General features: G+C 59.9%; 19 protein-coding genes. 15 read left to right on the forward strand and 4 right to left on the reverse strand.

The genetic code is table 11. The annotated features are described in order from the left end of the window. Nucleotides 1-345 precede the first annotated feature (345 nt). From map to CKW38_RS08970, 4 genes are all read left to right on the forward strand, one after another. Nucleotides 346-1,128, forward strand: a complete 783-nt coding sequence (gene map / locus CKW38_RS08955) for a type I methionyl aminopeptidase (RefSeq protein ID WP_007908857.1) — start codon at nt 346-348, stop codon at nt 1,126-1,128. Nucleotides 1,129-1,169: 41 nt separating this feature from the next. Continuing rightward, nucleotides 1,170-3,872 (forward strand): [protein-PII] uridylyltransferase, encoded by a 2,703-nt coding sequence (locus tag CKW38_RS08960; RefSeq protein ID WP_007908858.1) that lies wholly within the window; start codon nt 1,170-1,172, stop codon nt 3,870-3,872. A gap of 43 nt (nt 3,873-3,915) precedes the next feature. Continuing rightward, nucleotides 3,916-5,115 (forward strand): succinyldiaminopimelate transaminase, encoded by a 1,200-nt coding sequence (gene dapC / locus CKW38_RS08965; protein ID WP_007908859.1) that lies wholly within the window; start codon nt 3,916-3,918, stop codon nt 5,113-5,115. A 202-nt stretch (nt 5,116-5,317) separates the two neighbouring features. After that, nucleotides 5,318-6,010 carry a M12 family metallopeptidase gene (locus tag CKW38_RS08970; RefSeq protein WP_095112518.1) on the forward strand — a complete coding sequence of 231 codons (693 nt, stop codon included), beginning with the start codon at nt 5,318-5,320 and terminating at the stop codon, nt 6,008-6,010. Here CKW38_RS08970 and CKW38_RS08975 read toward each other — a convergent pair. Continuing rightward, nucleotides 6,003-7,634, reverse strand: a complete 1,632-nt coding sequence (locus CKW38_RS08975) for a Na+/H+ antiporter (RefSeq protein WP_095112520.1) — start codon at nt 7,632-7,634, stop codon at nt 6,003-6,005. The genes CKW38_RS08970 and CKW38_RS08975 overlap by 8 nt on opposite strands. A gap of 291 nt (nt 7,635-7,925) precedes the next feature. On the opposite strand from CKW38_RS08975, the gene CKW38_RS08980 reads away from it, so the two are divergent. The 4 genes from CKW38_RS08980 to CKW38_RS08995 all read left to right on the forward strand — a co-directional run bounded on the left by CKW38_RS08980 (nt 7,926) and on the right by CKW38_RS08995 (nt 11,102). After that, nucleotides 7,926-8,288: an ArsC family reductase gene (locus CKW38_RS08980; RefSeq protein WP_003222107.1), complete on the forward strand. Its 363-nt coding sequence runs from the start codon at nt 7,926-7,928 to the stop codon at nt 8,286-8,288. 33 nt (nt 8,289-8,321) lie between these two features. Then, nucleotides 8,322-9,356, forward strand: a complete 1,035-nt coding sequence (gene dapD, locus CKW38_RS08985) for a 2,3,4,5-tetrahydropyridine-2,6-dicarboxylate N-succinyltransferase (protein WP_007949650.1) — start codon at nt 8,322-8,324, stop codon at nt 9,354-9,356. 133 nt (nt 9,357-9,489) lie between these two features. Beyond that, on the forward strand, nt 9,490-10,695 hold the full coding sequence (locus CKW38_RS08990; protein WP_095112522.1) for an aminotransferase class V-fold PLP-dependent enzyme: 1,206 nt from the start codon (nt 9,490-9,492) through the stop codon (nt 10,693-10,695). Beyond that, nucleotides 10,692-11,102, forward strand: coding sequence for a SufE family protein (locus CKW38_RS08995; RefSeq protein ID WP_095112523.1), 411 nt, complete (start codon nt 10,692-10,694; stop codon nt 11,100-11,102). Before CKW38_RS08990 ends, CKW38_RS08995 begins: the two co-directional genes overlap by 4 nt. 140 nt (nt 11,103-11,242) lie before the next feature. Here CKW38_RS08995 and tcdA read toward each other — a convergent pair whose 3' ends face one another. Beyond that, nucleotides 11,243-12,061, reverse strand: coding sequence for a tRNA cyclic N6-threonylcarbamoyladenosine(37) synthase TcdA (gene tcdA / locus CKW38_RS09000; protein ID WP_007908865.1), 819 nt, complete (start codon nt 12,059-12,061; stop codon nt 11,243-11,245). A 214-nt stretch (nt 12,062-12,275) separates the two neighbouring features. Between tcdA and CKW38_RS09005 the strand changes: the two genes are divergently transcribed. The 4 genes from CKW38_RS09005 (at nt 12,276) to CKW38_RS09020 (ending at nt 17,482) form a co-directional block, all read left to right on the forward strand. Next, nucleotides 12,276-14,864 (forward strand): glycosyltransferase, encoded by a 2,589-nt coding sequence (locus CKW38_RS09005; protein ID WP_007908866.1) that lies wholly within the window; start codon nt 12,276-12,278, stop codon nt 14,862-14,864. A gap of 204 nt (nt 14,865-15,068) precedes the next feature. Next, complete coding sequence (dapE, locus tag CKW38_RS09010; RefSeq protein ID WP_007908867.1) at nt 15,069-16,220, forward strand: succinyl-diaminopimelate desuccinylase; 1,152 nt, start codon at nt 15,069-15,071, stop codon at nt 16,218-16,220. After that, nucleotides 16,220-17,029, forward strand: a complete 810-nt coding sequence (locus CKW38_RS09015) for a putative RNA methyltransferase (protein ID WP_095112524.1) — start codon at nt 16,220-16,222, stop codon at nt 17,027-17,029. The genes dapE and CKW38_RS09015 overlap by 1 nt, the downstream gene beginning before the upstream one ends. Before the next feature lie 75 nt (nt 17,030-17,104). Then, the gene (locus CKW38_RS09020) at nt 17,105-17,482 is read left to right on the forward strand and encodes a hypothetical protein (protein ID WP_007908869.1); all 378 of its coding nucleotides are present in this window, start codon (nt 17,105-17,107) and stop codon (nt 17,480-17,482) included. 91 nt (nt 17,483-17,573) lie between these two features. On the opposite strand, the gene CKW38_RS09025 is transcribed toward CKW38_RS09020, so the two are convergent. Continuing rightward, nucleotides 17,574-17,783 (reverse strand): cold-shock protein, encoded by a 210-nt coding sequence (locus tag CKW38_RS09025; RefSeq protein ID WP_007908870.1) that lies wholly within the window; start codon nt 17,781-17,783, stop codon nt 17,574-17,576. Nucleotides 17,784-18,021: 238 nt separating this feature from the next. Here CKW38_RS09025 and plsB point away from each other — a divergent pair, with 238 nt between their 5' ends. From plsB to CKW38_RS09045, 3 genes are all read left to right on the forward strand, one after another. Continuing rightward, nucleotides 18,022-20,523 (forward strand): glycerol-3-phosphate 1-O-acyltransferase PlsB, encoded by a 2,502-nt coding sequence (gene plsB, locus CKW38_RS09030; RefSeq protein WP_095112525.1) that lies wholly within the window; start codon nt 18,022-18,024, stop codon nt 20,521-20,523. Between the two features lie 133 nt (nt 20,524-20,656). Next, on the forward strand, nt 20,657-21,055 hold the full coding sequence (locus CKW38_RS09040; RefSeq protein WP_095112527.1) for a YbaY family lipoprotein: 399 nt from the start codon (nt 20,657-20,659) through the stop codon (nt 21,053-21,055). 40 nt (nt 21,056-21,095) lie between these two features. Further along, a complete protein-coding gene (locus CKW38_RS09045) occupies nt 21,096-21,785 on the forward strand; it encodes a DUF4197 domain-containing protein (RefSeq protein WP_007908873.1) in 690 nt (229 codons plus the stop codon). Here CKW38_RS09045 and CKW38_RS09050 read toward each other — a convergent pair. Further along, nucleotides 21,782-23,173: a Fic family protein gene (locus tag CKW38_RS09050; protein WP_095112528.1), complete on the reverse strand. Its 1,392-nt coding sequence runs from the start codon at nt 23,171-23,173 to the stop codon at nt 21,782-21,784. The two genes, CKW38_RS09045 and CKW38_RS09050, sit on opposite strands and share 4 nt — an antisense overlap. Nucleotides 23,174-23,833: the final 660 nt, after the last annotated feature.

Here is a 23,833-nt window from a genome sequence, read left to right on the forward strand (position 1 = left end):
CTCCACGTATCCCAATGACCAACCAGTGGCATAAAGCCAAAAGCACCCAGGTCATCGTGTCGACACGTGTGTGGATTTAAGCTTTTCGGGGTATCCCCGGAAAGCGGCGCATTTTATACCACAGGGTGCGCAGAAACGGAACCCGGAATCTGTATTCGCACCAAGGACATGGGCGCAGCCCCCTTGGAATCGGCCCCGAACGCACCATTGTATAGAGAGAAGCGATGCACGCGGGCGCTGAATTGCGCCGTGCGTCTGTTAGAATCGCGTTTTTCAGGGTCGCAAAACGCACACCTGCCACCCTATTCGTATCAGCAAGCGCCGCCGAGCGCAGAGAGAGCCTGTATGACCGTCAACCTCAAAACCCCCGAGGACATCGCTGGCATGCGTGTCGCCGGCAAACTGGCCGCCGATGTGCTGGAAATGATTGCCGAACACGTCAAACCGGGCGTCACCACCGATGAGCTGAACCAGATCTGCCACGACTACATCGTCAACGTGCAGCAAGCCATCCCTGCCCCGCTCAACTACAAGGGCTACCCGAAGTCGATCTGCACCTCGATCAACCACGTGGTCTGCCACGGCATCCCGAACGACAAACCGCTGAAAAACGGTGACACCCTGAACATCGACGTCACCGTGATCAAAGACGGTTACCACGGCGACACCAGCCGCATGTTCCACGTCGGTGAAGTGCCGGTGTGGGCCGAGCGCCTGTCGCAGATCACTCAGGAATGCATGTACAAGGCGATCGAAATCGTCAAACCTGGCTGCCGCCTCGGCGACATCGGCGAAGTCATCCAGAAGCACGCCGAGAAGAACGGCTTCTCGGTGGTTCGCGAGTTCTGCGGCCATGGCATCGGCAAGGTCTTCCACGAAGAACCGCAAATCCTGCACTACGGCCGTGCCGGCACCGGCATGGAACTGAAGGCCGGCATGACCTTCACCATCGAACCGATGATCAACCAGGGCAAGGCCGACACCAAAGTATTGGGCGACGGCTGGACCGCGATCACCAAAGACCGCAAGCTCTCGGCCCAGTGGGAGCACACCCTGCTGGTCACCGACACCGGTTACGAGATCTTCACCCTGCGCGCCGATGACACCATCCCGCGCGTCTCGGCCTGATCCACACAACGCTCCCAGCCTTATAGAAGGAAAGCCAATCGATGCCGCAGGTGGATCCCGAACTCTTCGACCGCGGCCAGTTCCAGGCTGAACTGGCCCTGAAAGCGAGTCCCATCGCGGCGTTCAAGAAGGCGATCCGCCAGGCTCGCGAAGTACTCGACACGCGTTTTCGCAATGGCCGCGACATTCGCCGTCTGATCGAAGACCGTGCCTGGTTCGTCGACAACATCCTGCAAAAGGCCTGGGAGCAGTTCACCTGGAGCGAAGACGCCGACATCGCGCTGGTCGCGGTCGGCGGCTACGGCCGCGGTGAGTTGCACCCGTATTCCGACATTGATTTGCTGATCCTGCTGGACAGCGCCGATCACGAAGTTTTCCGTGACTCTATCGAGCGTTTTCTGACGCTGCTGTGGGACATCGGCCTGGAAGTCGGCCAGAGCGTGCGCTCGGTCGATGAATGCGCCGAAGAAGCCCGCGCCGACCTGACCGTCGTCACCAACCTGATGGAAAGCCGCACCATCTGCGGCCCCGAGCGTCTGCGTCAGCGCATGCTCGACGTCACCAGCACCGCACACATGTGGCCGGCCAAGGAGTTCTTCCTGGCCAAGCGTGCCGAGCAAAAGGCCCGTCACCACAAGTACAACGACACTGAATACAACCTGGAACCCAACGTCAAAGGCTCGCCCGGCGGCTTGCGGGATATCCAGACGATTCTGTGGGTGGCCCGGCGTCAGTACGGCACCCTGAACCTGCGCGCCCTCGCCGGCGAAGGCTTCCTGGTCGAAAGCGAAAACGCCCTGCTCGCCTCCTCCCAGGAATTCCTCTGGAAAGTGCGCTATGCCCTGCACATGCTGGCGGGCCGCTCCGAAGACCGCTTGCTGTTCGATCATCAACGCACCATCGCCGGGCTGCTCGGGTTTGAAGGTGACGACGCCAAACAGGCTGTCGAAAACTTCATGCAACAGTATTTCCGCGTGGTAATGAGCATCGCCCAGCTCAGCGACCTGATCATCCAGCACTTCGAGGAAGTCATCCTCGCCCCGGAAGACGAAGCACCGCCGCAGCCGATCAACTCGCGCTTCCAGCTCCACGACGGCTATATTGAGGCACGCAACGACAACGTGTTCCGCCGCACGCCGTTCGCCATGCTCGAGATTTTCGTGCTGATGGCGCAGCAGCCGGAGATCAAAGGCGTACGCGCCGACACCATTCGTCTGCTGCGCGAGCACCGTCACCTGATCGACGACAACTTCCGCAACGATATTCGCAACACCAGCCTGTTCATCGAGCTGTTCAAGTGCAAGATCGGCATCCACCGCAACCTGCGCCGGATGAACCGTTACGGCATTCTCGGGCGTTACCTGCCGGAGTTCGGCTTTATCGTCGGGCAGATGCAGCACGACCTGTTCCACATCTATACGGTCGATGCGCACACGCTGAACCTGATCAAACACCTGCGCAAATTGCAGTACACCCAGGTCTCGGAGAAATTCCCGCTGGCCGCCAAGCTCATGGCCAAACTGCCCAAGCCCGAACTGATCTACATGGCCGGTCTGTACCACGACATCGGCAAGGGCCGGCATGGCGATCACTCGGAAATCGGCGCGGTCGATGCCGAGGCGTTCTGCCAGCGACATCAGTTGCCACTGTGGGACAGCCGCCTGATTGTCTGGCTGGTGCAGAACCATCTGGTGATGTCGACCACCGCGCAGCGCAAGGACTTGTCCGATCCGCAGGTGATCCATGACTTTGCCCTGGCTGTCGGCGATGAAACCCGCCTCGACTATCTCTATGTGCTGACGGTTGCCGACATCAACGCGACCAACCCGACGCTGTGGAATTCGTGGCGCGCCAGCCTGCTGCGCCAGCTCTATACCGAGACCAAGCGCGCCTTGCGCCGTGGCCTGGAAAACCCGGTGGATCGCGAAGAACAGATCCGCCAGACCCAAAGTGCCGCGCTGGATATTCTGGTGCGTGGTGGCACCGATCCGGACGATGTCGAGCAGTTGTGGGCGCAGTTGGGCGATGACTATTTCCTGCGCCACACCGCCGGTGACGTGGCCTGGCACAGTGATGCAATCCTGCAGCAACCGGTCGATGGCGGGCCGTTGGTGCTGATCAAGGAAACCACCCAGCGCGAATTCGAGGGCGGCACGCAGATCTTCATTTATGCGCCGGACCAGCATGACTTCTTCGCCGTGACCGTGGCGGCAATGGATCAGCTCAACTTGAACATTCACGACGCCCGGGTTATCACCTCGAGTAGCCAGTTCACCCTCGACACCTACATCGTGCTCGACAACGAAGGCGAATCCATCGGCGACAACCCGGCACGGGTCAAGCAGATCCGCGAAGGCCTGACCGAAGCCCTGCGCAATCCGGACGACTACCCGACGATCATCCAGCGTCGCGTGCCGCGCCAGCTCAAGCATTTCGCCTTTGCGCCGCAGGTGACGATTCACAACGATGCCCAGCGTCCGGTGACCGTGCTGGAATTGACCGCACCCGACCGCCCGGGACTGCTGGCGCGGATCGGCGGGATTTTCCTCGAATTCGACCTGTCGCTGCAGAACGCCAAGATTGCGACCCTCGGCGAGCGGGTCGAAGACGTGTTCTTCATCACCGACGCTCACAACCAGCCGCTGTCCGACCCGTTGCTGTGCAGCCGTTTGCAGGATGCGATCGTTGAGCAACTGAGCGTCAATCAGGAACCCGATATCAAATTGTCGCGCATCAGTATTTGATGGCGCCCCGGATTCAAATGGCTTTGCGAGAGACCCAGCCCCAATGAACAACGCTCTGAACCAGCTCCAGCCGTACCCGTTCGAAAAGCTCCGCGCCCTGCTCGGCACCGTAACGCCGAACCCGGAAAAACGCCCGATCGCCCTGTCGATCGGCGAGCCGAAACACCGCTCGCCAAGCTTTGTCGCTGAAGCGCTGGCTAACAGCCTGGATCAGATGGCGGTGTATCCGACTACCCTCGGTATCCCGGCGCTGCGTGAAGCCATTGCCGGCTGGTGCGAGCGGCGATTCGGTGTGCCTGGCGGCTGGATCGATCCGGCGCGCAACGTACTGCCGGTGAACGGCACCCGTGAAGCGCTGTTCGCGTTCACCCAGACCGTGGTCAACCGTGGCGACGACGCGTTGGTGGTCAGCCCGAACCCGTTCTACCAGATCTACGAAGGCGCGGCGTTCCTCGCCGGGGCCAAGCCGCACTACCTGCCGTGCCTCGACGAAAACGGCTTCAATCCGGATTTCGATGCCGTTTCGCCAGACATCTGGAAACGCTGCCAGATCCTCTTCCTCTGCTCGCCGGGCAACCCGACGGGCGCGCTGATCCCGGTCGACACCCTGAAAAAGCTGATCGCTCTGGCCGACGAGTACGATTTCGTGATCGCCGCCGACGAGTGCTACAGCGAGTTGTACTTCGATGAGCAAACGCCGCCGCCGGGCCTGCTCACAGCCTGTGTCGAACTGGGCCGCAAGGACTTCAAGCGTTGCGTGGTGTTCCATAGCCTGTCCAAGCGCTCCAACCTGCCAGGCCTGCGCTCCGGTTTCGTTGCCGGCGACGCCGACATCCTCAAAGGCTTCCTGCTGTATCGCACCTACCACGGCTGCGCGATGCCGGTACAAACGCAACTGGCCAGCGTGGCGGCGTGGAATGACGAAGTGCATGTACGCGCCAACCGTGCGCTGTATCGCGAGAAATTCGATGCGGTGCTGGAAATCCTCAGCCCGGTGATGGACGTGCAGCGTCCGGATGGCAGCTTCTACCTGTGGCCGAACGTGCAAGGTGATGACGCCGCGTTCTGCCGCGATCTGTTTGAGCAGGAGCACGTGACCGTGGTGCCGGGCTCGTACCTGTCTCGTGATGTCGATGGCGTCAACCCGGGCGCAGGGCGTGTGCGCATGGCGCTGGTTGCGCCACTGGCCGAATGTGTCGAAGCCGCCGAGCGGATTCGCGCCTTTATCACCCGTCAGCAATAAGTAGTATTTGGCCCGCGCCAGGCAATCTGGCGCGCGGTTTTATCACCGCGATACATATCAAAGCAATTACCGACTTCCTACCTGCCCGCTCCAAAGATAGTCTTCAGATGAACAGTTACTGTAACTATCCGTCGCGCCCTATCGATTAAAAAACTTCCGGGCACCACCCTAAGCACCTTGTCAATCAATATGGATATTGATCATGCACCATTACCCCTTCGTCAAAATGCGCAGTCGCAACTTCACCTCAGGAGAACGTCACAAGCGTTCTATCGTCTGTTCCAACCGGTTATGGGACAACGCCAGTACGGTAACTTTTTCGTTCATGGAGGATTTACCCGATGAATTGGCCTACCGGGTCGAACGGATAATTCGTCAATGGGAGCCCTTTGTCAGCCTGACATTTGCCCAGGTCGAACAAGGCCTGGGACAGATCCGTATCGCCCTGAACGGCGAAGCGAACTGGTCGGAAATCGGCACCGAAGCGTTGGAAGTCGATCCAGAAGAACCCACGCTGGTCATCCAGACTGAACCGCAACACCCGCTGTTTGAAGCCACGCTGCTGCATGAGTTCGGACATGCACTGGGGTTTCATCATGCCCATCTGCATCCCGATGCCAATATTCCATGGGATATAGAAGCTGTGTACAAGTACTTCAGCGAAACTCAGGGCTGGAACCGCGAAGAAATTGAACTGAATATCTTCCGCCTCGACAGTTGCGACATTACTTCCAGGGGAGAATACGACAGCCTTTCCATCTTGCATTATCCGGTACCCAACTTTCTGACCCACGGCAACTTCGAGATTGCCTTCAACCTGAAACTCAGTGAACGGGACAAACGCCTGGCCAAACAAAGTTATCCGGCCATTGATTATCAAGCTCAGGTTATTTGACCTGCCCCAAGTTGGCCTCGCTCAAATCCAGATCGGCCAACACTTCTCGGAGAACGTCATCACCTATCTGATGCTGACGACTGAGACTATAGAGCTCCAGGCGCTGCGCCCTCAGCGCCTTCAAGCGCAGGCGACGCTCAAGCAGATCCATCTGGAACGCCAGGGCCTGCGCTTCGGCGGAATCGTTGAAGACCTCCAGTTGATGGCGATACTCGGACATGATCCGCGCCTTCAGTTCGGCTGACAGAGCGGCTTGAGCAGCGTCCTGCGGGGTAGTTTCTTCGGTTTCGAGCGCGTGAATCGCCGCCTCTGCGGTTTTACGCCACGCGTCGCGCACTTCCTGGCGCCGTTTGTCATCCGGACTTTTCTCGATGCCGCGCAACAACAGTGGCAGCGCGATGCACGCCGAAATCAGCGACAGCAAAATCACCCCGGCAGCAATGAAGATCAACAGATCACGCTCGGGAAACGCCTCCGCCCCCATCAACATCGGCACCGACATCACCCCGGCCAGCGTCACCGCACCGCGCACACCGCCGACGGTCAGCAGCCAGCAGGAGCGCGCGGTCGGCACTTGCGTCAGATCACCCTTACCGCGCAAACGCCGCAGCAATACCGATAAACGCCAGATGCTCTGCACCCAGATAAATCGCAACAAAACCAGCGCGAGAAAAATCGCCACAACATCGAGGCAGCGATAGAACAACGTCGGCCACAACGTCGGCTCGTGGCTGACCACGGCTTTGATGATGTCCGGCAATTGCAGGCCGAGCAGGAGGAAAATCAGCCCGTTGAAAGCGAACTCCAGCAGCGACCAGACACTGCGATTAAGCAAGCGAGTGCTGGTCTGTCGTGGCAGCAGATCGAGCCAGCTCTGCATCATCCCCGCCGCCACGGCCGAGAGAATGCCCGACACGCCAAGACGTTCGGCCAATACATAAGCGGCGAACGGCAACAGCAACATGAACACAACGTGCGTCGCGGGATCGTCCCAACCGCGAGCGATCATCCACGCCCGCAAACGCCCGACCAGCCAGCTCAATGCCACACCGACCGCCAGTCCGCCGAGCGCCACCACGACAAAGGTCAGGCTGGCGTTGGTCAGCGAGAACACGCCCGTGATGGCCGCCACCAGGGCGAACTTGAAGGTCACCAGACCCGAGGCATCGTTCATCAGCGCCTCGCCCTGCAATATATGCATCAGCGGGGTCGGCAAGCGATTTTGCGAAATGGCCGACACCGCCACGGCGTCCGTAGGCGACAACACTGCCGCCAGGGCGAAGGCCACCGGCAGCGGAATTGACGGCAATAACCAATGAATGAAGTAGCCGGCGCCGACCACGGTGAACAGCACTAGTCCCACCGCCAGCGTAAGGATCGGCCCGCGCAGGTGCCAGAACTCGCGCTTGGGCATGCGCCAGCCGTCGGAGAACAACAATGGCGGCAGAAACAGAAACAGGAACAATTCGGGATCGAGGGCCACGTGCAGCCCCAGCGTCGGCCAGGCGAGCAAGGCGCCGGCGGCAATCTGGACCAGTGGCAGCGGCAGCGGGATGACCCGTCCGACCAGACGCGAGACGCTGACCAGCATCAGCAGGATGAGGACGGTGTAAGCAGTTTGCATAAAGCGGAAATCTCAGACAATCGACAGCGTTGAACTGCCATATTAGCCGCTTAGGCTGTGTCTGACCGTTGCACCTATGTCGCACGCCCGCAACGCCACCCCAATGTGGGAGCGAGCTTGCTCGCGAATGCGGTGGATCAATCAACACTCAATTGACTGAAGCGGCCCCTTCGCGAGCAGGCTCGCTCCCACAGGTTTTGCAGCGTTACGACAACCGTGGCCGACGAAACCGTTTGGTCATGGCATAATCCGACACCATTTTTCTCCAGCACCTGTAAAGGGGGCGATTCCTTGACCGTTTCAAGTAAAACGTTGCACCTTTTCGGCATCAAAGCCTGCGACACCATGAAGAAGGCGCGCACCTGGCTCGATGAACACGCTGTCAGCTACGACTTTCACGACTACAAGACCGCCGGCATCGACCGTGAGCACCTGACCCAATGGTGTGACGAACATGGCTGGCAAACGGTGTTGAACCGTGCAGGCACGACCTTTCGCAAACTCGACGACGAACGTAAAGCCGATCTCGACCAGTCGAAAGCCATCGAACTGATGCTCGCTCAACCCTCGATGATCAAGCGCCCGGTGCTCGATCTCGGTGACCGAACCCTGATTGGCTTCAAGCCAGATATCTACGCGGCCGCTCTGAAGTAAGCAGCCCGTCACTCTTTGTAGAGGTGTATTTACATGTCCAATTCCCTGTTCAGCATCGCCTTTGGTGTCGGCACTCAGAACCGTCAAGGCGCGTGGCTGGAAGTGTTCTACGCACAGCCACTGCTCAACCCATCGGCCGAACTGGTCGCCGCTGTTGCGCCGATCCTCGGTTATACCGAAGGCAACCAGGCCATTACCTTCACCACCGCTCAGGCTGCGCAACTGGCTGAAGCCGTAAAAGGCATCGACGCCGTGCAAGGCAAGCTGTTGACCCGTCTGGCCGAAAGCCACAAGCCGCTGGTCGCCACCCTGCTGGCAGAAGACTCGCAACTGACCTCGACACCTGAGGCTTACCTCAAGCTGCATCTGCTGTCGCACCGTCTGGTCAAGCCGCACGGCGTGAGCCTGGCCGGTATCTTCCCGTTGCTGCCGAACGTTGCCTGGACCAGCCAGGGCGCCATCGACCTGAGCGAACTGGCGGAAATGCAACTGGAAGCGCGTCTGCGCGGCGAGTTGCTGGAAGTATTCTCGGTGGACAAGTTCCCGAAAATGACCGACTACGTGGTTCCGGCTGGCGTGCGTATCGCTGACGCCGCGCGTCTGCGTCTGGGCGCTTACGTCGGTGAAGGCACCACCGTGATGCACGAAGGTTTCATCAACTTCAACGCCGGCACCGAAGGCCCGGGCATGATCGAAGGCCGCGTTTCCGCTGGCGTATTCGTCGGCAAGGGTTCGGACCTGGGCGGCGGTTGCTCGACCATGGGCACCCTGTCGGGCGGCGGCAACATCGTGATCAAGGTCGGCGAAGGCTGCCTGATCGGCGCCAACGCCGGTATCGGTATCCCGTTGGGCGACCGCAACACCGTTGAGTCGGGCCTGTACGTGACGGCCGGCACCAAGGTGGCGCTGCTCGACGAAAACAACAATCTGGTCAAGGTTGTGAAGGCGCGTGAGCTGGCCGGTCAGACTGACCTGCTGTTCCGTCGCAATTCGGAAACCGGTGCTGTGGAGTGCAAAACCCACAAATCGGCGATCGAACTGAACGAAGCGCTGCACGCTCACAACTAAGTGCTTGAATAATCCATTGTAGGAGTGAGCCTGCTCGCGATGCTTTTAGCGCCCTCACGGACGCCATCGCGAGCAGGCTCACTCCTACAGGATTTGGCGTACATCCCGCCCCTCTTCACCAGGGCTAAAAACTGTGATGATTCCCTCCCCGTGGCGTGCCGATTTCCCGGCCATCGCCGCGCTGCAACGGCAAGACCAGACCTATCTGGACAACGCCGCCACCACGCAAAAACCCCAAGCCCTGCTCGACGCACTGACGCATTACTACGCCAACGGCGCGGCCAATGTGCATCGTGCGCAACACCTGCCCGGCGCCCATGCCACGCAGGCGTTCGAGGACAGTCGGCTGAAGGTTGCCCAGTGGCTGAATGCCGGTGACAGCGGGCAGATCATCTTTACCCATGGCGCCACCAGTGCGCTGAACCTCCTGGCGTATGGCCTGGAACATCTTTTCCACCCTGGCGATGAAATTGTCATTAGCGCCCTGGAGCATCACGCCAACCTGCTGCCATGGCAGCAACTGGCCCAACGGCGAAGTCTCAAACTGGTGATCCTGCCGCTGGATGCCGACGGCCTGATCGACCTTGCTGTCGCTGTGCATTTGATAGGCCCGCGCACGCGATTGCTGGCAGTCAGTCAGTTGTCCAACGTGCTCGGCGCGTGGCAGCCATTGCCGGCGTTGCTGGGCATGGCCAAGGCGCAGAACGCGCTGACCGTGGTCGATGGCGCGCAAGGCGTGGTGCATGGTCGGCATGACGTGCAGGCGCTGGGTTGCGACTTTTATGTATTTTCCAGCCACAAGCTCTATGGGCCTGATGGCCTTGGCGTGCTGTTCGGGCGCAATGCAGCACTTGAGCAGCTGAAGCCCCGGCAGTTCGGCGGCGAAATGGTCCTGGAAGCCAACTATCACGACTCGCGCTTTCGCCCTGCGCCGCTGGGCTTCGAGGCCGGTACGCCGCCGATTGCCAGTGTCATCGGCCTTGGCGCCACGCTGGATTATCTGGCGGGTCTGGATCAGGACGCTGTGTCTGCCCATGAAGCCGCGTTGCATGACTATTTGCTGCATGGACTCGCGGCGCGTAACGGCATTCGTCTGCTCGGCAAGCCGCAATTGGCGCTGGCGAGTTTCGTCGTTGAAGGTGTGCACAACGCTGATTTGGCGCACTTGCTGACTGAGCAAGGCATTGCCGTGCGCGCCGGGCATCATTGCGCGATGCCGCTGCTGAAAAGCTTTGAGCTGGCCGGGGCGATTCGTGTGTCACTGGCGCTGTACAACGATTCGGAAGATCTGGAGCGCTTTTTTGAAGCGCTGGATCAGGCGCTGGAGTTGTTGCGATGAGCTTGCCGCTCGAAGCCGCCGAGGCGCTGCAGACTTTTCAGAATGCAGCGGGCTGGGAGCAGCGGGCGCGGTTGTTGATGCAGTTTGGTGATCGATTGCCGGCGCTGGATGACGCGCAAAAGTGTGACGCAAACCGGGTGCATGGCTGTGAGAGTCAGGTGTGGCTGGTCGGGACGTTGTGCGATGGTCACTGGCAGTTCAGCGCCAGCAGCGATGCGCGGATGATTCGTGGGTTGGTGGCGTTGTTGCTGTTGCGGGTTAACGGACTGTCAGCGGCGGAGTTGCAGCAAATTGATCTGCCGGACTGGTTCAATCAGCTCGGCCTTTCGCGCCAGCTATCGCCCTCGCGCAGCAATGGCCTTAACGCCGTGCTCCAGCGAATGAATGAGTTGGCCACCACCCTGTAGGAGCTGCCGCAGGCTGCGATCTTTTGATCTTGAAAACAGGATCAAAAGATCGCAGCCTCGTTTCACTCGACAGCTCCTACAGGGGAATGCAGTCCAATGTGGGAGCGGGCTTACTCGCGAAGGGGCCATAAGCCCCAGCATCAAGCCTGAGGTTTAACTCGGTCAGCCGGACGCCGAACCCCCGCAACAATCTTGTCCACAGCCTTGGTCGCCGCGACCATGCCAAACGTCGCCGTGACCATCATCACCGCGCCAAATCCACCCGCGCAGTCCAGCTTCACACCGTCGCCGACAAAGCTCTTCTGCAAACAAATGCTGCCATCCGGCTTCGGATAACGCAGTTGCTCCGTGGAAAACACACACGGCACGCTGTAATGCCGAGTCACGGTGCGCGAAAAACCATAATCGCGACGCAACGTCGAGCGCACTTTCGAGGCCAACGGGTCGTTGAACGTACGGTTGAGATCACACACCTGAATCAGCGTCGGATCGATCTGCCCGCCCGCGCCGCCCGTGGTAATGATCTGGATCTTGCGGCGCTTGCACCAAGCGATCAGCGCAGCCTTGGCGTTGACCGCGTCGATGCAGTCAATCACGCAGTCGATGTTCGGCGTGATGTATTCAGCCATGGTCTCGCGGGTGACGAAATCCGCCACCGCGTGCACGGTGCAATCCGGGTTGATCCCGCGCAGGCGCTCGGCCATCACCTCGACCTTGGGTTTGCCGACGGTGCTGTCCAGCGCGTGCAACTGACGGTTGGCGTTGCTGACGCAGACGTCATCGAGATCGAACAGCGAAATCTCACCGACACCACAACGGGCCATGGCTTCCGCCGCCCAGGAACCGACGCCACCGACGCCGACGATCGCCACATGGGCCGCGCGCAAACGCGCCAGGCCTTCGATGCCATACAAACGGGCGATGCCTGCAAACCGCGGATCTTCTGTACTCATGACCATTACCCCAAAAACCGGCGCGCATTATAGGGCTACACAGCGACAAGTTTTAAGCTTCGCGCTACAAGTGTAAGAACTTAAGTCAAAGTCGGCTGCCCAATGTCGGGCATTTCCCTGTCTGATGTACGACTTGTGAACTGCCGGTGTAGGATGCGCGCCCCTCGGGCGTCTAGCCGACCGATCCTTCGTTCCACAGCCTTTGGAACCCGAAATAGCTATGTCATCGCGTAAATTTGGACTCAACCTGGTGGTGGTTCTGGCAATCGCCGCCCTGTTCACCGGTTTCTGGGCGCTGATCAATCGCCCGGTTTCGGCGCCGAACTGGCCGGAGCAGATCTCCGGTTTCTCCTACTCGCCGTTCCAGCAGGGACAATATCCGCAGAAGGATCAGTATCCGACTGACGACGAAATGCGCCGCGATCTGGAGATCATGAGCAAGCTGACGGATAACATCCGCATCTACTCGGTGGACGGCTCGCTGGGAGACATCCCGAAACTGGCTGAAGAGTTCGGCCTTCGGGTCACCCTCGGCATCTGGATCAGTCCGGATCAGGAACGCAACGAACGGGAAATCACCAAAGCCATCGAACTGGCCAATACGTCACGCAGCGTGGTTCGCGTTGTCGTGGGTAACGAAGCGCTATTTCGTGAAGAAATCACCCCAGAAGCATTGATCGTTCTTCTCGATCGCGTGCGTGCAGCCGTGAAAGTACCGGTCACCACGTCCGAGCAATGGCACATCTGGGAGAAATACCCACAACTGGCCAAGCACGTTGACCTGATTGCCGCGCACGTTCTGCCGTACTGGGAATTCATCCCCGTCGACAAGGCCGGGCAGTTCGTTTTCGACCGCGCCCGCGACCTGAAAAAGCTGTTCCCGAAAAAACCGCTGCTGCTCTCCGAGGTCGGCTGGCCGAGCAACGGTCGCATGCGCGGTGGCGCCGATGCGTCGCCGGCAGATCAAGCGATCTACCTGCGCACCCTGGTCAACAAGCTCAACCGCCAAGGCTTCAACTACTTCGTGATCGAAGCATTTGACCAACCGTGGAAGGCCAGCGACGAAGGCTCGGTCGGCGCGTATTGGGGCGTGTTCAACGCCGCCCGTCAGCAGAAATTCAACTTCGAAGGCCCGGTCGTGGCGATCCCGCAATGGCGCGTGCTGGCGATCGGTTCGGTGGTGCTGGCGCTGTTGTCGCTGACCTTGCTGATGATCGACGGCTCGGCCCTGCGTCAACGTGGGCGGATCTTCCTGACCTTTATCGCGTTTCTTTGCGGTTCGGTATTGGTGTGGATCGGTTACGACTACAGCCTGCAATACAGCACATGGTTCAGTTTGACGGTCGGATTCCTCTTGGCGCTCGGCGCGCTCGGGGTATTTATCGTCTTGCTGACGGAGGCGCATGAGCTGGCCGAAGCGGTGTGGATTCACAAGCGTCGGCGCGAGTTCCTGCCGGTCGAGGGCGATTCCAGCTATCGGCCGAAAGTTTCGATCCACGTGCCGTGCTACAACGAGCCGCCGGAGATGGTCAAACAGACCCTCGACGCCCTCGCCGCCCTCGATTATCCGGACTACGAAGTCCTGATCATCGACAACAACACCAAGGATCCGGCGGTGTGGGAACCGGTGCGCGACTACTGCGCAACCCTCGGCCCGCGCTTCAAGTTCTTCCACGTCTCGCCCCTGGCCGGTTTCAAGGGCGGCGCGCTGAACTACCTGATCCCGCACACCGCCAAAGATGCCGAAGTGATCGCCGTGATCGACTCCGATTACTGCGTGCACCCGAACTGGCTCAAGCACATGGTGCCGCACTTCGCCGACCCGAAAATCGCTGTGGTGCAGTCGCCGCAGGATTATCGCGACCAGAACGAAAGCACCTTCAAAAAGCTTTGCTACGCCGAATACAAAGGCTTCTTCCACATCGGCATGGTTACTCGTAACGACCGTGACGCGATCATTCAGCACGGCACCATGACCATGACCCGGCGTTCGGTTCTGGAAGAATTGGGCTGGGCCGACTGGTGCATCTGTGAAGACGCCGAACTCGGTCTGCGCGTGTTCGAGAAAGGCCTGTCGGCGGCGTATTACCACGACAGCTACGGCAAGGGGCTGATGCCGGATACGTTTATCGACTTCAAGAAGCAGCGTTTCCGTTGGGCCTACGGTGCGATCCAGATTATCAAGCGTCACACCGGCAGCCTGCTGCGCGGCAAGGACACCGAACTGACGCGCGGCCAGCGTTACCACTTCCTCGCGGGCTGGTTGCCGTGGGTCGCGGATGGCATGAACATCTTCTTCACCGTCGGCGCACTGTTGTGGTCGGCGGCGATGATCATCGTGCCGCAACGAGTCGATCCGCCGCTGCTGATCTTCGCGATTCCGCCTCTGGCTCTGTTCGTGTTCAAGGTCGGCAAGATCATCTTCCTCTACCGTCGCGCCGTTGGCGTGAACCTGAAAGATGCATTCTGCGCGGCACTGGCCGGGCTGGCGTTGTCGCACACCATCGCCAAAGCGGTGCTGTACGGCTTCTTTACCAGCAGCATTCCATTCTTCCGCACGCCGAAAAACGCCGACAACCATGGCTTCTGGGTGGCGATTTCCGAGGCGCGGGAAGAGCTGTTCATCATGCTGCTGTTGTGGGGCGCGGCGCTGGGGATCTTCTTGGTCAACGGCATGCCGAGCAACGACATGCGTTTCTGGGTGGTGATGTTGCTGGTGCAGTCGCTGCCGTATCTGGCAGCACTGATCATGGCGTTCCTGTCGTCGTTGCCGAAACCTGCGGCCAAGCCTGAGCCGGCAGCTGCATAATCGCTAACGGATAACGTCAAACGGCGGCCTTCGGGCCGCCGTTTTGCTTTAGAATGACCGCCTTTTTCAATGCCAACAAACTCGGTAGGAGCTGCCGAAGGCTGCGATCTTTTGATCTTGCTGTTGATTTTAAAAAACAAAATCAAAAGATCGCAGCCTTCGGCAGCTCCTACAGGTTTACCGTGCGCACCCGGAGTTATTTACATGACGGCCCACGCCGACCTTTCGCCGACCCTCCAACTCGCCATCGACCTGATCCGCCGTCCGTCCGTGACGCCGGTCGACGCCGATTGCCAGAAGCAGATGATGCAGCGCCTGGGCGATGCCGGTTTCACTCTCGAGCCGATGCGCATCGAAGATGTGGATAACTTCTGGGCGACTCACGGCAGCAACGACGGCCCGGTGCTGTGCTTCGCTGGCCACACCGATGTGGTGCCGACCGGTCCGGTGACCGCGTGGCAGATCGACCCGTTCAACGCGGTGATCGACGAACACGGCATGCTCTGCGGCCGTGGCGCGGCAGACATGAAAGGCAGCCTGGCGTCGATGACCGTTGCCGCCGAGCGCTTTGTCGCTGACTACCCGAATCACAAGGGCAAGGTCGCGTTCCTGATCACCAGCGACGAAGAAGGCCCGGCACACCACGGCACCAAGGCTGTGGTCGAGCGTCTGGCGGCACGCAACGAGCGTCTGGACTGGTGCATCGTCGGCGAACCGTCGAGCACCACCCTGGTCGGCGACGTGGTTAAGAACGGCCGTCGCGGCTCGCTGGGCGCCAAGCTCACGGTCAAAGGCATTCAGGGTCACGTCGCCTATCCGCATCTGGCCAAGAATCCGATCCACCTCGCCGCTCCGGCGCTGGCCGAACTGGCCGCCGAGCATTGGGATCACGGCAACGATTTCTTCCCGCCGACCAGTTTCCAGATCTCCAACGTCAATTCCGGCACCGGCGCGACCAACGTGATTCCAGGTGATCTGGTGGCGGTGTTCAACTTCCGTTTCTCCACCGAATCGACCGTTGAAGGCCTGCAGAAGCGTGTGGCCGATATTCTCGACAAGCACGATCTGGACTGGCACATCGACTGGGCGCTGTCCGGCCTGCCGTTCCTCACCGAACCGGGCGCGCTGCTCGACGCCGTGTCGGCGAGCATCAAGGACATCACCGGTCGCGAGACCAAAGCGTCCACCAGCGGCGGTACTTCCGATGGCCGCTTCATTGCGACCATGGGCACGCAGGTAGTTGAACTGGGGCCGGTCAACGCGACCATTCACCAGGTCAACGAACGCGTGCTGGCAGCCGATCTCGACGTGCTGACCGAGATCTACTACCAGACCCTGATCAAGTTGCTCGCCTGATGCTTGCTTGCCCCATTTGCAGTGAACCGCTGAATACAGTGGACAACGGCGTGGTCTGCCCCGCCGGCCACCGCTTCGACCGCGCGCGGCAGGGTTATTTGAACCTGCTGCCGGTGCAACACAAGAACAGCCGCGACCCTGGTGACAACCAGGCCATGGTCGAGGCGCGCCGTGACTTCCTGAACGCCGGCCATTACGCGCCGGTGGCCAAGCGTCTGGCCGAACTGGCAGCGAGTTATGCGCCGGATCGCTGGGTCGACATCGGTTGCGGCGAGGGTTATTACACCGCGCAAATCGCCGAGGCCTTGCCGAACGCGGATGGCTACGCACTGGATATTTCCCGTGAAGCGGTCAAACGCGCCTGCAAACGTAATCCGGCGATTAGCTGGTTGATCGCCAGCATGGCCCGCGTGCCGTTGGCGTCGGGCAGTTGCCAGTTTCTCGCCAGTGTTTTCAGTCCGCTGGACTGGGAGGAAGCCAAGCGCCTGCTCAGTGTCGGCGGCGGTCTGATGAAAGTCGGCCCGACCAGCGGCCACCTGATGGAATTGCGCGAACGCCTGTACGACGAAGTGCGCGAATACACCGACGACAAGCACCTGGCCCTGGTGCCGGAAGGCATGGCGCTGGCGCACAGTGAAACCCTGGAATTCAAACTGACACTGGACAAGGCCAAGGATCGCGCCAACCTGTTGGCGATGACACCCCACGGCTGGCGCGCCAGTGCCGAGCGTCGCGCGGCGGTGATCGAACAGGCCGAGCCGTTCGAGACCACCGTGTCGATGCGCTACGATTATTTCGTTCTTCAATAACTTTTGGTCTCGGGCGATTGCCCGGGGCCGGCTAAATCCGCGAATGGATTTTTCAGACCCGCAGTGAGGACATCCATGCGCCAACCGGATATCGAGATTTACCTGAAAGACGCCGACGTCGACCACAAGGCCATTTCGGCCTGGCTGGGCGCCGCGTTGGGCCCGTGCAGTGACTGGGTACAGAAAGGCCAGACCTACAAGTGCAAGGCCGGCAACGTGCCGGTGACCTGGCTACCGAAAGCGGTGGGCAAATGGAACAGCCTGTACCTGGAAAGCGACCAGACGCCGTGGGACGACGACATCGCCTGCGCCCGCGCCGCATTCGCTGCGCTGAACGTGGAAGTACGTTGCGCACCGGGCACGTGGGTTGAAGAAGAAGGCGAGGAAACGGCGGATCGCTGGATGCGCATCAGCGCCGATGGTGAAGAAGAAATCACCTGGAAAACTGCCTAAAAGCAAAAGATCGCAGCCTTCGGCAGCTCCTACAGGGTCATGTGTACACCCGTAGGAGCTGCCGAAGGCTGCGATCTTTTGATCTTCAAGGTTACAGGCCTACAACATCCTCAGCCTGCAAACCCTTCTCGCCAGTAATCACCGCGTATTCGACCTGCTGGCCTTCAGTCAGCGACCGATGCCCTTCGCCGCGAATCGCGCGGTAGTGCACGAACACGTCCACCCCGTCTTCGCGCTGGATAAAGCCGTAGCCTTTGGCGTCGTTGAACCACTTCACGTTGCCGGTTTCACGGGTTGCCATCTGTTCATACTCCTTTCTTATTATTGAACAGGCTTTTCGCAGGAAAGCCTTTGCGGAACGTCAGCCTGCGTCCGACGTCCATAAGAGGGCCCCGGCGACAGACCGCCGAGTATATGACAGGCGCGAAAACTCTCAACAGGAGATTACTTCGCCGCTTTTTTGCCGATTTTCGGTGAATACGGCAAACTGTCGACCTCCCGAGCAACCGCTCGGTTTTATTCACTCACGCAGAAGCCGTATGACCCGTTCCCCGTTCCGCCGTCTTGTGTTTGGCACCTTGCGCCGACTGTTGTACCTCTGGGTTCGCTCGGAGACGATCAACCAGTCGTCGTTCACCCTCAACCTCGACCGCAGTCGTCCGGTGTTCTACGTCCTGCAAAACCCTTCGCTGACTGATCTGGCCGTGCTCGACACCGAGTGCACCAAGGCCGGTCTGCCGCGTCCGGTACTGCCGGTGTCGGTGGGTTCGCTGATCGAACCGGCGGCGTTTTTCTACCTGACGCCGGACCCAGACTGGCTCGGCCGCCAGGACAAACGCGGTGCGCCGCCGACCCTGACCCGTCTGGTCAGCGCCCTCACCCAGAACGCTGCCGAAGACGCGCAGATCATCCCGGTCAGCGTGTTCTGGGGTCAGTCGCCGGACAGCGAAAACAGTCCGTGGAAGCTATTGTTCGCCGACAGCTGGGCCGTCACCGGGCGCCTGCGTCGACTGCTGAGCATCATCGTCCTCGGCCGCAAGACCCGCGTGCAGTTCTCCGCGCCGATCCATCTGCGCGAATTGATCGAGCACAACAAGGGCCACGAACGCACCGTGCGCATGGCCCAGCGCATTCTGCGTGTGCACTTCCGCAACCTGAAAGCAGCGGTCATCGGCCCGGACATTTCCCACCGCCGTAACCTGGTCAAAGGTCTGCTCAACCAGCCATTGGTCAAGCAAGCGATCCTCGACGAAGCCGAGCGCGAAAACATCTCCCCGGAGAAAGCCAAGGCCCAGGCCTTGCGCTACGGCAACGAGATCGCCTCGGACTACACCTACACCGCGATCCGTTTCCTCGAAGTGGTGCTGAGCTGGTTCTGGAACAAGATCTACGACGGCATCAAGGTCAACCACATCGAAGGCGTGCAGAAAGTCGCTCAGGGTCACGAAGTGATCTATGTGCCGTGCCACCGCAGCCACATCGACTACCTGCTGCTCTCCTACCTGCTGTTCCGCAACGGCCTGACCCCGCCGCACATCGCCGCCGGGATCAACTTGAACATGCCGGTGATCGGCAGCCTGCTGCGCCGTGGCGGCGCGTTCTTCATGCGCCGCACGTTCAAGGGCAATCCGCTGTACACCTCGGTGTTCAACGAATACCTGCACACACTGTTCACCAAAGGCTTCCCGGTCGAGTACTTCGTCGAGGGCGGCCGCTCGCGCACCGGGCGCATGTTGCAACCGAAGACCGGGATGCTCGCGATTACGATGCGCAGCTTCCTGCGTTCGTCGCGGATGCCGATCGTGTTTGTGCCGGTGTACATCGGTTATGAGCGCGTGCTTGAGGGGCGTACCTATCTGGGCGAACTGCGCGGCGCGAGCAAGAAAAAAGAATCGATCTTCGACATTTTCAAAGTCATCGGCGCGCTCAAGCAGCGTTTCGGTCAGGTCGCGGTGAACTTCGGTGAGCCGATCAAACTCGCAGAATTCCTCGACGCCGAGCAACCGGACTGGCGCCAGCAGGAACTCGGCCCGCAGTACAAGCCGGCGTGGCTCAACGAAACCACCAATCGCCTCGGCGAAAAAGTCGCACAGCATTTGAACGAAGCGGCGGCGATCAACCCGGTCAATCTGGTGGCGCTGGCGCTGCTGTCGACTACACGTCTGGCGCTGGATGATCGCGCCATGGCGCGGGTGCTGGATCTGTATCTGGCGCTGCTGCGCAAAGTCCCGTACTCGCCGCACACCACACTGCCGGAAGGCGACGGCCGGGCGTTGATCGAGCATGTGAAGGACATGGACCTGCTCGCCGAGCAGAACGATGCGCTGGGCAAGATTCTCTATCTGGACGAGCAGAACGCCGTCCTGATGACCTACTACCGCAACAACGTGCTGCACATCTTCGCGCTGCCGGCGCTGCTGGCGAGTTTCTTCCAGAGCGCCTCGCGCATGAGCCGCGAACAGATCCTGCGCTACACCCGCGCGCTGTATCCGTACCTGCAATCGGAACTGTTCATTCGCTGGACGCTGGACGAACTGGACGGTGTGGTCGATCAGTGGCTGGAAGCGTTCGTCGAGCAAGGCCTGCTGCGTTTCGAGAAAGATGTGTACCTGCGTCCGGCGCCAAGTTCGCGACATTTCGTCCTGCTGACGCTGCTGTCGAAGAGCATCGCCCAGACCTTGCAGCGCTTCTACATGACCGTGTCGTTGCTGCTCAACAGCGGCCAGAACAGTATCAGCGCCGAAGAGCTGGAAGACCTCTGCACGGTCATGGCCCAGCGCCTGTCGATCCTCCACGGCCTCAACGCCCCGGAGTTCTTCGACAAGAGCCTGTTCCGCCACTTCATCCAGACCCTGCTCGACCTCGACGTACTGCGTCGCGACGAGGCCGGCAAACTGAGTTACCACGAACTGCTCGGCGAACTCGCCGAAGGTGCGGCCAAACGTGTGTTGCCGGCGGAGATTCGTTTGTCGATCCGTCAAGTCGCGCTGCATCGCAGTGAAGACGCAGCAGATCAGGTCGTCGCCCAACCCGAGACCTGATGCAAACCTGGTGGGAGTGACGGTGCGACGATTCGACTTGCTCGCGAAGACGGCGTGTCAGACAACTGAAATGTTGAATGCTAAACCGCCTTCGCGAGCAAGCTCGCTCCCACAATGAAAAGGAGAACTTCCGATGCAAAAACTCACCCTGCTCGCCGCTGCCACACTGCTGAGCGCCTGCCAATCGACCACCCCCGCTGGCAAAGTCGGCCTCGACGGTGAAGTGTTCTACCTGCAGCGCATCGCTCTGCCACCGAGCGCGACCCTAAGCGTCAGCCTGCAAGACGTTTCATTGGCCGACGCGCCAGCCGTCGTATTGGACGAGCAAAAAGGCCAGGTCAAAGGCCAGGTGCCGCTGCCTTTCCACCTGAGCTACGACCCGGCGCAGGTCAAACCCGGCCATCGCTATTCGGTCAGCGCGCGCATCGAAGTCAATGGTGAGCTGATGTTCATCACCACCGAAAACCATGCCGTGCAACTCGACGGTAACGACCCGCAGCCGCTGAAAATCCGCGTCGACGCCGTTCGTTAATTCATTTTCCGCAGCCCTTTTCCGCAACAAGGAAGCCGCCATGCTCCGCCCTACCCTTCGCTTCGCCGGCCTGTGCGCAGGCCTGATGATCTCCGCCAGCGCGCTGGCGCTGTCGCTCAGTGACCTGTCGCAAAAAGACGCCACCGGAGGCCTCAAGGATGCCCTGACCCAAGGCGCACAAATCGCCGTCAAACAACTGGGCACACCCGGCGGTTTCAGTAACAACCCCGACGTGAAGATCGAACTGCCGGGCAAACTCGGCAAAGCCGCGAGCAAGATGAAAGCCTTCGGCATGGGCGCCCAGGTTGAAGAACTGGAAACCGCGATGAACAAGGCTGCCGAATCCGCTGTGACTCAGGCCCAGCCAATCCTCGTCGACGCCGTGAAGAAAATGAGCGTGGCAGACGCCAAAGGCATCCTCAGCGGCGGCAAGGATTCGGCCACGCAATACCTCGACAAATCCAGCCGCGAACAGATCCGCGCCAAGTTCCTGCCGATCGTCAAACAGGCGACCGACAAGGTTGGCGTAGCGCAGAAGTACAACTCGTTCGCTGGTCAGGCTGCTGCGTTTGGCGTTGTCGATGCGAAGAGCGCCAACGTTGAAAACTACGTCACCGAACAAGCGCTGAATGGCCTGTTCGAGATGATCGGCAAACAGGAAGAAACCATCCGCCAGAACCCGGCCGCTGCGGCGACCAGTCTGGCGAAGAAGGTGTTCGGCACACTCTAAACAGCCACGACACGGGGGCGAATCAATTCGCTCCCGTGCTTCCCTCCACGTAAAGGACTACGTAAAAAGAACACCCACTCCCGCCCCATCTTCCTTCTCTCCAAAAGCTGCAATTGGTCCAGCCCCTCCAGAACCGAAGTCGCCTCGTTATACGAGCAACCAAAATTTTCCGCCAAATTGCCTGCCGTGAACTCCTTAGCCTCCCCGCTTTTTGCCGCCTGATACACCGCGCGCTGTTTTTCCGTCATCTGATCGAAGTAGCCAGAATTCGTCAGCCAGCGCTCGAACTCTTCGGTGTAGGCCACGCTCTTGCGGTAAACATCGGTAAACCCGAGCACCGCTCGCTGGATCACCGAACACTGGAATTCGATGAAGTACGTCAGATCCAGCTCATCCGCCTCGGTATGCAGGTATGAACGTCCATATTTCACCGGTGCATTACGCAGTAACAAACTGATCGCTATGTAGCGAAACGCCGCAAACTCGTTCTTGAACATGAACCAGTAAAACAAAGCCCTGGCGACCCGCCCGTTGCCGTCGCGAAAGGGATGTTCGTAGCCCAAGGCAAAATGCAGTGTGATCGCCTTGATCAGTGGATGCAGGTAACTCGTCTCTTGCGGTGAGCCTTCGGGCAGGTTGATCCAGTGTGACAGTCGCTCAAGCCGCGACACCAATCCTGCTGCAGGTGGCGGCCGGTGCACCGTATTGCCCGCCCCGTCCTGGACGACCACCTCGTCATTGGTCCTGAACACCCCAGGGGAATACTGCTCGTCATCGATACCCTCGACCCCCACCCGATGAATCGCCGCGATCAAATCCACGCTCATGGGTTCGTAACGTCTCTCCCAGGCAAAATTCATCATCCGGTAATTACCCATCACCATGCGTTCATCCGGAGTGCGGGGCTGGCGCTGCTGCTTGAGCATGTCCTTGGCCACACGCGTAGTCGTCGCAGCGCCTTCCAACTGGCTACTGGCAATCGCTTCATCTTCGATAAGATCATTGAGCAGATAACTGAAATGCGCCCGTTCGCCAATCTGGCTGGTCATGTACTCCAGCGCAGCCGTACTGGCCTGTCGATCGACGATGGAGATGGTCTTCTGCGCCAGCGGCGTCAACAGATACTTCCCCCACTGCACAGGCTCACCCAGTGGCAGAAGGTTAATGTGCTGGGCCGCCCGCGCCTTCTTGACCAAAGCCCAGCACAGTCTGGCATCCAGCCCCGCCGCCCAGCGATAACGCAACGCTTCAAATGGCAGATAACGACCTTGATCATCGAGCGGCTTGAGCAGCGCAAGATAATCCTCCAGACGATGCTTGTGGGGCGGGCGCACCAACAAGTCGAAAACGGGGTCGGTTCTGCCTTTCAATGCTGGCGGCTTTTTCATCAAGACAAACTCAGGAACGCTGGAAGCAGAGGCTGGAGTACAGCATCCGAGGCACCAAGGCTCAATATCGGAGGTTTCTGAAAAAGATGTAGGAAGTGGCTGAGGTAGAGCGGACTACGGGTAATCAGCTAGAAACTGGTCGGCAGTCAGCCCGCCATCGCTGGCAAGCCAGCTCCCACAATTGGCTTGGGTGTATGCAGGTAGAGATTGGGCGGCTGTCAGGACCTCATCGCGAGCAGGCTCACTCCTACAGTTGGATTGCGTACATCTGCAAAAAACAGGTCGGCTGTCAGGCCGCCTTCGCGAGCAGGCTCGCTCCCACAGAAGAGCAAGAGCAGACCGCTTCTGCTCCTCACCACTCAACAGGATGAGCGTTAGCTCGGCTGCAGCTTTTGATCTTGATCTGAAGGCCCATCGGCAGGCTGAGTGGAGGGATTGATCCGGGGGTGGGAGCGCAGCGACCGTTCGACGAAGTCGAACACATCGAGAGGAGGTGCAGCGAAGCAAACCGTAGGCGATGCCCCCGGATCGATCCCGGAGCGAAGGAACCCCGAGCCCCAGCGAGCGGGCCGAACGTCAGGGCAAAGCCTTTTGGGTTACCTTTTCGGCGTTTGGAAAAGGTGACTCGCCGTAAGGGCGAAACCGCCAGCGGCAGCACCC

Source organism: Pseudomonas sp. Irchel 3H7 (assembly GCF_900187605.1).
Taxonomy (GTDB): domain Bacteria; phylum Pseudomonadota; class Gammaproteobacteria; order Pseudomonadales; family Pseudomonadaceae; genus Aquipseudomonas.